The organism is Bradyrhizobium betae (genome assembly GCF_004123905.1).
Lineage (GTDB): Bacteria > Pseudomonadota > Alphaproteobacteria > Rhizobiales > Xanthobacteraceae > Bradyrhizobium > Bradyrhizobium betae_A.
In genome coordinates this window covers 324,626-337,655 of the sequence record NZ_MZXW01000015.1, presented here as the reverse complement: position 1 = coordinate 337,655, position 13,030 = coordinate 324,626, and the positions used below count along the sequence as shown (strand labels likewise).

Below are 13,030 nucleotides of genomic sequence, written 5' to 3'. Positions count from 1 at the left end.
GAACGACGATGTCTCTGATCGAAGAAATCGACTACGGCACGCCACGCTCGAAATCGGAAACGATGGTGACGCTGACCATCGACGGAAACCAGGTCACGGTGCCCGAGGGCACCTCGATCATGCGGGCCGCGATGGATGCGGGCCACCAGATCCCAAAACTCTGCGCCACCGACATGGTCGACGCCTTCGGCTCCTGCCGGCTCTGCGTCGTCGAGATCGAGGGCCGCGCCGGCACGCCGGCCTCCTGCACCACGCCAGCGATGAACGGCCTCGTCGTGCACACCCAGAGCGAACGGCTGAAGAAGCTGCGCAAGGGCGTGATGGAGCTCTACATCTCCGACCATCCGCTCGACTGCCTCACCTGCGGCGCCAATGGCGATTGCGAATTGCAGGACATGGCGGGCGCCGTGGGCCTGCGCGACGTGCGCTACGGCTATGAGGGCGAGAACCACGTGTTTGCCAAATCCAACGGCAAGATCAACGCCGCCTGGATGCCGAAGGACGAGTCCAACCCGTACTTCACCTACGATCCCTCCAAGTGCATCGTCTGCTCGCGCTGCGTCCGCGCCTGCGAGGAGGTGCAAGGCACTTTTGCGCTGACGATCTCCGGCCGCGGCTTCGACAGCCGCGTCTCGCCGGGCATGAGCGAGAGCTTTCTGGGCTCCGAATGCGTCTCCTGCGGCGCCTGCGTGCAGGCCTGCCCGACTGCGACGCTGACGGAGAAGTCCGTCATCGAGATCGGCCAGCCCGAACACTCCGTCGTCACCACCTGCGCCTATTGCGGCGTCGGCTGTGCCTTCAAGGCCGAAATGCGCGGCGAGGAAGTCGTGCGCATGGTTCCCTACAAGGACGGCAAGGCCAATCGCGGCCATTCCTGCGTCAAGGGCCGCTTCGCCTGGGGCTACACCAACCATAAGGAACGCATCCTCAATCCGATGATCCGCGAGCGGATCGAGGATCCCTGGCGCGAAGTGTCGTGGGACGAAGCGTTCAGCTTCGCCGCGGAGAAGATGCGCGGCATCCAGAAGAAATATGGCCGCGACGCCATCGGCGGCATCACCTCGTCCCGCTGCACCAATGAAGAGACCTATCTGGTGCAGAAGCTGATCCGCGCCGGCTTCGGCAACAACAATGTCGACACCTGCGCCCGCGTCTGCCACTCTCCGACCGGCTACGGCCTGTCGCAGACTTTTGGCACGTCCGCCGGCACACAAGACTTCGACTCCGTGGAAGACACCGACGTCGCCGTCATCATCGGCGCCAATCCGGCCTCGGCTCACCCCGTGTTCGCCTCGCGCTTGAAGAAGCGGCTGCGCCAGGGTGCAAAGCTGATCGTGATCGATCCGCGCCGCACTGAGATGGTGGAATCGCCGCACGTGAAGGCGTTGCACCTGCCCTTGATGCCCGGCACCAACGTCGCCGTCGTGACGGCGCTGGCGCATGTCATTGTCACCGAGGGACTCGCCAACGAGGCCTTTATCCGCGAGCGCTGCGACTGGAGCGAGTTCGAGGAATGGGCCGCCTTCGTCGCCCAGCCCAAGCACAGCCCGGAAGCAACCGCCATCCTGACCGGCATCGATCCGAAGGATCTGCGCGAAGCCGCCCGCATCTACGCCACTGGCGGCAATGGCGCGATCTATTACGGCCTCGGCGTCACCGAGCACAGCCAGGGCTCGACCACGGTGATCGCGATTGCCAACCTTGCGATGGTCACAGGCAATATCGGCCGTCCCGGCGTCGGCGTGAACCCGCTGCGCGGCCAGAACAACGTGCAGGGCTCCTGCGACATGGGCTCGTTCCCGCACGAGCTGCCTGGCTATCGCCACATCTCCGGCGAGGCCGTGCGCGACCAGTTCGAGGCGCTGTGGAACGTCAAGCTCAACCCGGAGCCGGGCCTGCGCATCCCCAACATGTTCGATGCCGCGATCGAAGGCACGTTCATGGGCATCTACGTGCAGGGCGAGGACATCCTCCAGTCCGACCCCAACACCAAGCACGTGGTCGCCGCGCTGTCTGCGATGGAATGCGTCATCGTCCACGACCTCTTCCTGAACGAGACCGCCAACTACGCCCACGTGTTCCTGCCCGGCTCGAGCTTCCTCGAGAAGGACGGCACCTTCACCAACGCCGAGCGCCGCATCCAGCGCGTGCGCAAGGTGATGACGCCGAAGAACGGCATGGCCGACTGGGAGGTCACCATTGCGCTGGCCAAGGCCATGGGCTTCGAGATGAACTACAACCACCCCTCGGAGATCATGGACGAGATCGCGGCGCTGACGCCGACCTTCACCGGCGTCTCCTACGCCAAGCTCGACGAGCTCGGCTCGGTGCAGTGGCCCTGCAACGAGAAGGCGCCGGAGGGCACGCCGGTGATGCATATGGACGGCTTCGTCCGCGGCAAGGGCAAGTTCATCGTTACCGAATATGTCGCGACCGACGAGCGCACCGGTCCCCGCTTCCCGCTGCTGCTCACCACGGGCCGCATCCTCAGCCAGTACAATGTCGGCGCGCAGACAAGACGCACCGAGAACGTGGTCTGGCATGCCGAGGACCGGCTGGAGATTCATCCGCACGATGCCGAGCAGCGCGGCGTGCGCGAGGGCGACTGGGTGCGGCTGACGAGCCGCGCCGGCGAGACCACGCTGCGCGCGGAGATCACCGACCGCGTGTCGCCGGGCGTCGTCTACACCACCTTCCATCATCCGGACACACAGGCCAACGTGATCACGACCGACTATTCGGACTGGGCCACCAACTGCCCCGAATACAAGGTCACGGCGGTGCAGATCTCGCCGTCGAACGGCCCGTCCGACTGGCAGAAATCCTACGACGAGCAGGCGCGGCACTCCCGCCGCATCGCGCCGGCCGAGGCTGCGGAGTAACGGCATGCACGTGCCGGTCCAGGCCATCGACCGCGAGAGCTGGCGTGACGGTGTCGCGTCGGAAGGCGCGCGTCTGATCCCGGAGGAGACGCCGCTGGCGCTGACCTATAATGGCGGCACCTATGCCGTCATGATGGGGACGCCGCAGAACCTCGAGGATTTTGCCGTCGGCTTCAGCCTGGACGAAGGCATCATCAAATCGGTCGACGAGATCAAGTCGCTCGAGGTGGTGCGCCTCGACGATGGCATCGAGCTGCGGATGTGGCTGGCGTCAGAGGATGCAGGGCGCATCAGCGAGCGCCGCCGCCACATCGCAGGCCCGACCGGCTGCGGCATCTGCGGGATCGACTCGATTGCCGAGGCCGTGCGGCCCGCAGCCGTCGTGCCGCAAGGGACCAGCTTCACGCCGCAACAGATCATGGCCGCGATGCAGGCGATCGCGCCGCTGCAAGCGATCAACATGCAGACCCGCGCGGTCCATGCCGCGGCCTTCTGGTCGCCGTCGAATGGCATCGTGGCCTTGCGCGAAGACGTCGGCCGCCATAACGCGCTCGACAAGCTCGCAGGTGCGCTGGCACGCAGCCGGACGGACGCGAGCAACGGCATTGTGCTGCTGACGAGCCGCGTCTCGGTCGAGATGGTGCAGAAGACGGCCGCCATCGGCGCACCCGTGCTGGTCGCGGTCTCCGCCCCCACCGCGCTTGCGGTCCGCACCGCGGAGGCCGCCGGCATCACGCTGATTGCGATTGCCCGCAGCGACGGGTTTGAAGTGTTCACGCACCAGGGCCGCGTCACGGCCATTCGTGCTCAGGAGATCATCGATGTCGTCGCCTGACCGCCTCGTCTACATGGCCAACCAGATCGGCACGTTCTTCCGCAGCCAGGGTCACGACAAGGCCGTGCCGGGGATCGCCGACCACATCAAGAAGTTCTGGGATCCACGGATGAAGCGCGCGATCTTCGCCCATCTTGATGCCGGCGGCGCGGGTCTGGAGCCGAACGTGCGCGAAGCCCTCACCTCGCTGAAGCAGAGCCTTCCAGCAGCGTCCTGAACACGCGCCGCACCTCGCTTTGCGTCTCCTTCACGCGCGCCTCCAGCGACGAGAAGTCCGGCGCATCGCCGGCGCGGGCCATGACGCGCAACAGATCGGTGCCGGCGGTTTCCGGCTTGAAGCCGTCGCTGACGCAGAGCCGCAGGATCTGCGTCAAATCGTGATAGAGCCGCGCAGCTGCACGCAGGATCTCGGCCTCCGACTGCGCGAGCACGCCGAGCCTGGCCGCGTTATCCAGCACCTGAAGCGTACTGACGTCGAGAATGTCGGGCTTGGCATGGGCATGCACGAGCTGGAGATATTGCGCGATGAAGTCGATGTCGATCATGCCGCCGGCGGCATATTTGATATCCCAATGGTCGGTCTCGCCCTTCTCCTGCGCGATCGCGCGCCGCATGTCGGCGACGTCGTTGCCAATGATGGCGGGATCACGGCGGCGGGTCAGCACGTCACGAATAACGCCCCCAATCCGCTCGCCGAAGTCAGCCGATGCCGACACCACGCGTGCGCGCGTCAGCGCCATGTGCTCCCAAGTCCACGCCTCGTTGGCCTGATAATCGGCGAAGGAGGCAAGGCTCGACGCAACCGGGCCGGCGCGTCCTGACGGGCGCAGCCGCATGTCGATCTCGTAGAGCACGCCGTAATTGGTGCGTGTCGTGAAAGCGCTGATCAGGCGCTGGGTGAGGCGGGCGAAATAATGCGCGCCCTGCAGCGATTTCGCTCCGTCCGAGTCCGGGGTATCGCCGTCGAAATCGTAGAGCAGGATCAAATCGAGATCGGACGACGCCGTCATCTCGCGGCTGCCGAGCCGGCCCATCGCGATGATGGCGGTCTCCTGCCCCTTGATGCGGCCGTGCTGGGCGGCAAAGCGGTCGGCGACGAGGCCATGCACGGTGTGGACCACGCCTTCGGCAACGTCCGCAAAGGCCGTGCTCGCCTGTTGCGCCGAGACGGTGCCGGAGAGGATACGCGTGCCGATCAGAAACAGGCTCTCCTGCCCGAACAGGCGCAGGCGGTCCAAAAACTCCTCGTAGGAGGCCGCGTCCTGCACGGTGGCCGCAAGCCGCGCCGACAATTCCTGCCGATCAGGCATCGCGCCGAAGAAGCGCGGGTCGATCAGGCCATCCATCAGCTGCGGCTGCCGCGCCAGCATTTCGCCGAGCCGCGGCGCCGCGCCCAGCACCAGCGCGACCAGCGCGACGAGGTCGCGGTTCTGGCCGAGCAGCGTGATCAGCCGGCCGCCACGCTGGAGCGCCCCGAGGAAATGATCGAACGACACCACGGCGCGGTCCGGCCCCTCGGCATGCGCAAGGCCGTCAATCAGCGCCGGCACGAATTCGATGAAGGCGCTTCGCGTCGCCTCATTGCGGAACACGCGGTAATCGCCGGTGATCCAGTCACGCAAGGTCTGTGCGACGGCGGCGGGCTGCTTGAAGCCGAGCGTCGTCAGATGCTGGAGCAGGCGCGGATCGTCGGGACCCGCACCGTAGTCGAGCGCGGGCAGCCCCGCCGTGCCGGTCGGATCGTCGCCCTCGAACAGTTTTTCGTAGTGGCCCTGGACGATTTCGAGCTGGCGCAGCAGGTCGCGCGCAAAGGCCTCGCGATCCGGATAGCCGAAGAAGCGGGCAAAGCGCTCGACCGCCTCCTTGTCGTCGGGCAGCGCATGGGTCTGCTCGTCCGCGACCATCTGGAGGCGGTGCTCGACCCGGCGCAGGAATTCATAGGCCCTGGTCAGCTCGTCACGCGCTGCGAAGGTGATCCAGTTGCTGTTCGCGAGCACATTGAGCGCGGCGAGCGTCGGCCGCACCCGCAATTGCGGATGGCGGCCGCCCGCGATCAATTGCTGGGTCTGCGCGAAGAACTCGATCTCGCGGATGCCGCCACGGCCGACCTTGACGTTGTGACCTTCGACCGCAACCTCGCTCTGGCCGCGATAGGTCTGCATCTGCCGTTTCATGTCGTGGACGTCGGCAAGTGCTGCGAAGTCGAGATGCTTGCGCCAGACGAACGGTGCGATCTCGGCCAGCATCGCCTCGCCTGCCCTCGCATCGCCGGCACAGGCGCGCGCCTTGATCATCGCGGCGCGCTCCCAGGTGCGCCCTTCCCGCTCGTAGTAATGCAGCGCGGCATCGCGCGAGATCGCAACCTGCGTCGAGGACGGATCCGGGCGCAGGCGCAGATCGACACGGAAGACGTAGCCGTCATAGGTGCGCTGCTGGAGGATGCGCGCCATGCCTTGCGTCACGCGGACGAAGAACGGCTGCGGCTCGATGTCGGGTGCCAGCGTCGTGTTATCAGGGTCGAAGAACACGATGAGGTCGATGTCGCTGGAATAGTTCAGCTCGCCCGCCCCCATCTTGCCCATGGCGAGCACGATCAGGCCGCAGCCCTCCTCGGGCGCCTCGGGATTGGGCGGCAGGATCTTTCCACGTGCGGCTTCCTGCCGCAGCAGGTATTGCAGCGCCGCCTGCACCGAGGCGACCGCGAGGTCAGTCAGCGCCGCCGTCACCCGCATCACCGGCCAGACTCCGCCGATGTCGCACAGCGCGATCAGCAGCGCCGCCTCCGCCTTCATGCGGCGAAGCAGCCGCATCACATCGGCCTCGTCGCCTGCAGCTAACACCGCGTCCCTCGCCTCGGCGATCAGCGCCGCGAGATGCACATCCGGATCGCAGTCGAGCAGCCGGATCAGGCGCGGCGCATCGGCGCGCACCAGATCGAACAGATAGGGCGAGAATTCGGCAATGCCGGCCAGGATATTCCGGGCGAAGGGATGAACCAGCAACGCGCCAAGACGGCTCGATTGTGCCGGCTCGAGCTCGGCCAGCCAATTGTCAAAACGTCGTTGGTCGGTGGTGGAAGCGGCAATATGGGGAGCCTCCGCGAACCGCGCGGCCAGGCCCTCACCATGCTTGTCCGCGTTTCCCGGCGCGGAGTGGTTCATGCCACCTTCTGTGGCACATCCGGCATTGGAGGAGCAACCCTGTCGCCTGCGCGCGCCGGAAGCACCAACGTGGCGACGAGGCCGGGATGGGCATCACCCAGCCGCAATTCGCCGCCATGAAGCGTCGCAACTGCGGAGGCGAGGCTGAGGCCAAGGCCGGAGCCCGGCAGCGTGCGGCTGGCCTCAAGCCGCACGAATCGCTCAACGGCATGCTTGCGGTCGGCCTCGGGGATGCCGGGGCCGCGATCGGTGACGCTGAGCAGCACCTGATCGCCTTCGCGCCTGGCCTCGATCGTAATCTGCCTGGAGTCCATGCTCACCACGGTTCCACCTGTCGGCGCGGCTGGCTTGCCATATTTGATCGCGTTCTCGACCAGATTGGCGAGCGCCTGGCTGATCAATTCGCGGTTGGCATGAACCGGCGTCGGGTCGGCCTTCACCTTGAGCGTCATGTCGTCGTCCTCGGCCAGCGGCTCGTAGAGCTCGTGGATGCCGCCCGCGACATCGGCCGCGTCGAAATCATCCATGTTGCCGCGCGCCTGTCCGGACTCGGCGCGCGCGATCATCAGCAGCGCGTTGAAGGTGCGGATCAGGCCGTCGGATTCCTCGATGGTCCGCTCCAGCGCGGCACGGTAATCGGCCTCGCTGCCCGATTTCGCCAGCGCCTCCTCGGCACGGTTGCGCAAGCGCGTCAGCGGCGTCTTGAGGTCGTGGGCGATGTTGTCGGAGACCTCCTTCAGTCCCGCCATCAGCGCCTCGATCCGCTCCAGCATGGCGTTGAGGTTTTCCGCAAGACGATCGAGCTCGTCGCCGCTGCGCCCCACCGGCAGACGCCCGCTGAGATCGCCGGCCATGATGCGCTGCGCGGTGCCGGTCATGGCGTCGATACGCGTCAGCACACGACGCGCCACAAAGATGCCGCCGCCAAGGCCAAGCACCACGACGATCAGGACCGACCATTGCGCCGCTTTCGCCACGATGCCGAACAGGCGCCGCCGCTCGTCGAGATCGCGGCCGATCAGCAGCCGGAAGCCATTCTCGAGCTCGGTGACGCGCACCAATGCGCGGTGATCGCGCTCGTCCGCGTCCTCGATCCGCCGGTACGCCGTCTCCGACCAGCCGCGCGTCGCCATCACGCCCGGTGCCAGCGAGCCGACATTGCCGGCAACCGCCTGCCCCGTCGGCGTGGTCACGAGATAGAGGTTGGCGCCCGGCCGCAGCGCCCGGGACTCGATCGCGAGCACGAGCCCACGCAGGCCCCGGCGGCCGTAGAGCTCGCTGATCTCCGACGTCTCGGCATTCACCGTCTGCGTGATCTCCTCGGTGATCAGCCGCCGCGTATTCCAGGCGAAATAGCCGAGCAGCGAGGCCGCGAAGATCGCGAACAAAAACAGGTAGACCAGCGTCAGCCGGAATGCCGTGGTGCGGACGAGTTTACCGAATGCCGTCACGGATCATGTACCCGGCGCCGCGGATCGTGTGCAGCAGCGGCCGCTCAAAACCCTTGTCGATCTTGGAGCGCAGCCGCGAAATGTGCACGTCGATCACGTTGGTTTGCGGATCGAAATGATAGTCCCAGACGTTCTCCAGCAGCATGGTCCGCGTCACCACCTGGCCGGCATGCTTCATCAGATATTCGAGCAGTCGGAATTCGCGCGGCTGGAGCGTCAGCTCGTCCTTGCCGCGGGCAACGCGATGGGAGAGCCGGTCGAGCTCGAGGTCGCCGACGCGGTAGAGCGTGTCCTCGGCAGGTCCGCCGCGGCGGCGCGACAGCACCTCGACCCGGGCCAGCAGCTCGGCGAAGGAATAGGGTTTTGGCAGATAGTCGTCGCCGCCGGCGCGCAGGCCCTTGATGCGGTCGTCGACCTGGCCAAGCGCGGAGAGAATCAGCACCGGCGTCGTGTCGTCCTTGCCGCGCAGCGCGCCGATCAGCGACAGGCCGTCGCGCTTGGGCAGCATGCGGTCGACCACCAGCACGTCGTACTCGCCGTTCTCGGCCATGGCGAGGCCTTCCTCGCCATCGGCGGCGTGGTCGGCAATGTGGCCGACTTCGCGAAACGCCTTCACGAGGTAGTCGGCGGATTCGCGGTCGTCTTCAATGATGAGGAGGCGCATCGTGCGTTCGGCGGCGGTCAAGGGGGTCAACCTTCTCTGAACATGGCGCGAGCGGCGATCGCATGCAAGCCAAGCAAACAGGACTTGGGCGAGAACCTGGGCGAGAACCAGGGTAGGCAGAAAGGCGGGCGGTGAAGCTGGGGGGACTTCACCGCCCTAGGCCTTCCGACGGAGGGGGGCGTAATTCCACCGGAAGGTAGACTGGGGAAGCGAAATTTACGCTGCTCCCCTGAAGGGCGTCGCCGGCGGGGGCGACTAATGCCGGCGACACCCCTCATCTCGTAAGCTCCTGGCGCTTACCCCTTGGCGAGGGGAATGGCGACGAAGCGCGACTGGCCGCCGCTCTTCACGCGCATCAGGACGCTGTTCTTGTTGTCGGTCCGCGCCGCGGTGATGGCGTCGCGGACGTCGCCGGCGGTGGCCACGCTCTTGCCGCCGACTTCGAGGATCACGTCGCCTTCCTTGAAGCCGCGTTCGGCGGCTGCGCTCTTCGGATCGACCTCGGTGACCACGACGCCGTCCTTGCCGGCGCCGGCCACGGAATTGGCGGGCGCAACCGTCATGCCGAGCTTCGGCACGTCGGTGCCCTTGCTCGCACCCTTGCCGCTGTCGTTATCGATGTCGGCCTTGGCCTCGACCGTGTTCGGCAGCTGGCCGAGGGTGAGGGTAAGGACCTTGTCCTGGCCCTTGTGCAGCACGTTGAGTTTGACAGACGCGCCGGGTGCCATACCGCCAATGGTGCGGGCGAGTTCGCGGGCGTCCTTGACGGATTCGCCGTTGACCGACGTGATGACGTCGCCGGACTCGATACCGGCCTTGGCCGCCGGACCATCCTTCTGCGGCTCCGCCACCAGCGCGCCTTCGGCCTTCTTCATGCCGAGGCTGTCGGCGATGTCGGAGGTCACAGGTTGGATCTGCACGCCGATCCAGCCGCGGCTGACCGAGCCCTTGTCCTTGAGCTGGGCGACCACGCTCTTCACGGTGCTCGCAGGGATCGAGAACGCGATGCCGACGCTGCCGCCGGAGGGCGAGTAGATCGCGGTGTTGACGCCCATCACCTCACCGTTGGTGTCGAAGGCCGGACCGCCGGAATTGCCCTTGTTCACGGGCGCGTCGATCTGGATGAAATCGTCATAGGGGCCGTTGCCGATGTCGCGGCCGCTGGCCGAGACGATGCCCGCGGTGACGGTGCCGCCGAGGCCGAAGGGATTGCCGACCGCGAGCACCCAGTCGCCGATCCGCGGCTTGGCGTCGGCGAGCTTGGCGAACGGGAAATTCGAGCCGCCCTCGACCTTGATCAGGGCGAGGTCGGTGCGCTGGTCGGTACCGATCACCTTGGCGCTGTAGGTCTTGCCGTCGTCGGTCGTGACCTCGACCTTGTCGGCGCCGTCGACCACGTGGTTGTTGGTCACGGCAAAGCCGTCAGCCGAGATGAAGAAGCCGGAGCCCTGGCCCTGGACGACGCGGCCACGACCACCACCCTTCAGGCCCGGCATGCCATCCGGACCACCGAAGCGGCGGAAGAAGCGCTCCATCGGCGAGCCCGGCTGGAACGGCGACTGCGCGTCATCGCCGTCATCGTTGCTCGCGGTCTTTTCCTTGATGTTGACCTTCACCGAAATCACCGATGGCTTCACGCGCTCGACGATGTCGGCGAAGCCGATCGGACGCTCGACCTTGCGGACCTCGTTGTTGACCTGCGCGTGCGCCGGGCTCGAGAACAAATCGGCCGGCGAGGTCGACGGGCTGAAGCCGTGGACGGCAATCCCGAGACCGGCGAGGACAGACGCCATGAGCGCGATCCTGCGGGCCGAGAAAATCGACCGGCGCGGCTGCCGGTAGGACGGAAGGTTCGAGAGGTCGATACGGTCGCTCATGCAGAGATCTCCAGGGCCTTGAATTCGTTTTGGTGCCGGATGCCAGCACGTTGCGAACCTGAACATGGGGGCTCGCGCCTTACCGTGCGCTGGCGGCGGGGTTAAACTTTTGTAATGAAGGGCGAAGCCGATGCGGCGGTTTGAAGCAGCCCGAAAGTCGTGGTCTGACAGGAACTTAATCGAGTTCCCGTAATCAGCCGCGGAACGCGTTTTCGAGGGGCTTAGCTGGCCCTGACGCCAACGATGAACGCGTCGACTTCACACTTCAGGGTCTCGGCCTGTTGCGACAGGTCGACGGCGGAATCCCGGGCTTCAGCCGCCATGCGCCCGGTCTCGGCCGAGGTCGAGGTGATCTGCACGATATGATTGGACACATCGAGCGTTCCGTGTGCGGCGTCCTGCGCGCTACGGGTGATGTCCTGCGTGGCGTTGCGCTGCTGGGCGGTGTCGACCTCGATGCCGGACATGATCGACGAGATCTCCGACAGCGTCTTCGAGATGCCGTCGATGGCGCCGCGCGTCTCCGCGGTGATGGCCTGGATACTGGCGACGTGCGAGGTGATCTCCTCGGTCGCCTTGCTGGTCTGGTGCGCGAGGCTCTTCACCTCGGAGGCGACCACGGCAAAGCCCTTGCCGGCCTCGCCTGCCCGCGCCGCCTCGATGGTGGCGTTGAGTGCGAGCAGATTGGTTTGCGATGCGATCGCCTGCACCAGCTGCACGACCTCGCCGATCTTGTCGGCGGCATCCGACAGGGTGTGGATGGTGTCGCGGCTCTTCTCGGCCTGGGACGCTGCGCCCTCGGCGCGCTGGGTCGCATCGGTGACGCGGCGGCTGATCATGCCGATCGAATTCGTCATCGCCTCGGCCGAGCCCGCGACCGTCTGCACGCTGGTGCTGGCCTGGCTCGCGGCGCTCGCGACTGCATTGGCCTTGGTGCTGGTGTCGTTCGCAGTCCGCGACAGCGTCTCGGCGTTGCTCTTCAGATGCACAGCCGAGGAGGCCACGCTGTCGACGACGCTGGCAACGAGATCGTTGAAGCGCTTGACCCGCTCGTCGAGAAGCTTCGACCGCTCGGCCTGATGCTGGGCTTCATGCAGCTGCTGCTCGGTGAGGCGCCGCCGCTCGAGGCCATTGGTCTTGAACACTTCCAGCGCACCGGCGAGCAGGCCGATCTCGTTAGTGCCGCCGAGCCCGGGGACCGGCGTCTCGAACTTCTGGTCGGCGACCTCGCGCATGGCGTGGACGATCGCCGCCAGGGGGCTGAGGATGCCGTTGCGCACGGCGAAGAAGGTGGTGAGACAGATCGCGACGGCGACCACCGCAATCACGCCGCACGCGATCAGGAACCAGGAGAACGCCGTCTGCGCCTGCTGATAGATCAGCATCGCATGATCGCGCGCGGGGCCGCTCAGCGCGGCGAAGTCCGACGACAGGCTGGTGATCTCGTTGTTCAGATAGAGCACCGCGACGAAGCCGGTGCCGCCGCCGATGCCCAGCAGGAACAATAATGCAGCGACGACGGCGCCAACCAGAAAGCGGATCGTCAGATTGCTGTTCGTGAACATCGCTGCGGACTCAACGTCTGGAATCGAAACTCGCGACAAGCTTCCAGACAAAGGTCAACAGAACATGAAATACGCTGCGGCAGCCAGCCTACGTATCATTACGTAGGTCAGGACGATCTCGCCTCGTCCGACATGAGAGCCGCGAGCCGCGCTTCTTCTTCAGGCGTGAGCGGCGGAGCTGGTACATCTGCACCACTTCGTGCGCGCCGGCGGATTTGCAGCCACAGCGCCAGGCCGCCGCCAATCAGCAGCAGCGGCGCGAGCAGCCACAACGCCATGGTCTGCCGCTCGAAGCGCGGCTTGAGCAGCACGAACTCGCCATAGCGTGCGACGAGGAAATCGAGCACTTGCGAATTGCTGTCGCCGGCCGCGATCCGCTCGCGCACCAGCAGCCGCAAATCGCGCGCCAGCGGCGCATCGGAATCGTCGATCGATTGGTTCTGACAAACCATGCAGCGCAGCTCGCGCGACAGACCGCGTGCGCGCGACTCCTTCACGGGATCAGACATGATCTCGTCGGGTTGCACGGCGTATGCCGCAGGCAAGGCCAGCAGCACGAGCGCGACGATCGCAGCCATCATCCGCCGCATCAAAA

At 66.0% G+C, this 13,030-nt stretch carries 9 protein-coding genes; 3 read left to right on the top strand and 6 right to left on the bottom strand.

Going from position 1 to position 13,030, the window contains the following annotated elements:
* The first annotated feature begins 8 nt into the window (after positions 1-8).
* Genes fdhF through B5V03_RS09365 form a run of 3 tightly spaced genes read left to right on the top strand, consistent with a single transcriptional unit; the run spans position 9 to position 3,934 of the window.
* Complete coding sequence (gene fdhF / locus B5V03_RS09375) at positions 9-2,882, top strand: formate dehydrogenase subunit alpha (protein ID WP_129269399.1); 2,874 nt, start codon at positions 9-11, stop codon at positions 2,880-2,882.
* Positions 2,883-2,886: 4 nt separating this feature from the next.
* Positions 2,887-3,717: a formate dehydrogenase accessory sulfurtransferase FdhD gene (fdhD, locus tag B5V03_RS09370; RefSeq protein WP_129269397.1), complete on the top strand. Its 831-nt coding sequence runs from the start codon at positions 2,887-2,889 to the stop codon at positions 3,715-3,717.
* Positions 3,704-3,934 carry a formate dehydrogenase subunit delta gene (locus B5V03_RS09365; protein WP_129269395.1) on the top strand — a complete coding sequence of 77 codons (231 nt, stop codon included), beginning with the start codon at positions 3,704-3,706 and terminating at the stop codon, positions 3,932-3,934. The genes fdhD and B5V03_RS09365 overlap by 14 nt, the downstream gene beginning before the upstream one ends.
* Here the strand turns inward: B5V03_RS09365 and B5V03_RS09360 are convergent.
* From B5V03_RS09360 to B5V03_RS09335, 6 genes are all read right to left on the bottom strand, one after another.
* The gene (locus B5V03_RS09360) at positions 3,897-6,878 is read right to left on the bottom strand and encodes a bifunctional [glutamine synthetase] adenylyltransferase/[glutamine synthetase]-adenylyl-L-tyrosine phosphorylase (RefSeq protein ID WP_129269393.1); all 2,982 of its coding nucleotides are present in this window, start codon (positions 6,876-6,878) and stop codon (positions 3,897-3,899) included. The genes B5V03_RS09365 and B5V03_RS09360 overlap by 38 nt on opposite strands.
* The gene (locus B5V03_RS09355; protein ID WP_129269391.1) at positions 6,875-8,329 is read right to left on the bottom strand and encodes a sensor histidine kinase; all 1,455 of its coding nucleotides are present in this window, start codon (positions 8,327-8,329) and stop codon (positions 6,875-6,877) included. Before B5V03_RS09355 ends, B5V03_RS09360 begins: the two co-directional genes overlap by 4 nt.
* The gene (locus B5V03_RS09350) at positions 8,313-8,993 is read right to left on the bottom strand and encodes a response regulator transcription factor (RefSeq protein WP_129269390.1); all 681 of its coding nucleotides are present in this window, start codon (positions 8,991-8,993) and stop codon (positions 8,313-8,315) included. Before B5V03_RS09350 ends, B5V03_RS09355 begins: the two co-directional genes overlap by 17 nt.
* 296 nt (positions 8,994-9,289) lie before the next feature.
* Positions 9,290-10,870, bottom strand: coding sequence for a Do family serine endopeptidase (locus tag B5V03_RS09345; protein ID WP_129269387.1), 1,581 nt, complete (start codon positions 10,868-10,870; stop codon positions 9,290-9,292).
* Between the two features lie 221 nt (positions 10,871-11,091).
* On the bottom strand, positions 11,092-12,435 hold the full coding sequence (locus B5V03_RS09340; RefSeq protein WP_129269385.1) for a methyl-accepting chemotaxis protein: 1,344 nt from the start codon (positions 12,433-12,435) through the stop codon (positions 11,092-11,094).
* A gap of 107 nt (positions 12,436-12,542) precedes the next feature.
* A complete protein-coding gene (locus tag B5V03_RS09335; RefSeq protein ID WP_129269383.1) occupies positions 12,543-13,025 on the bottom strand; it encodes a cytochrome c-type biogenesis protein in 483 nt (160 codons plus the stop codon).
* Positions 13,026-13,030: the final 5 nt, after the last annotated feature.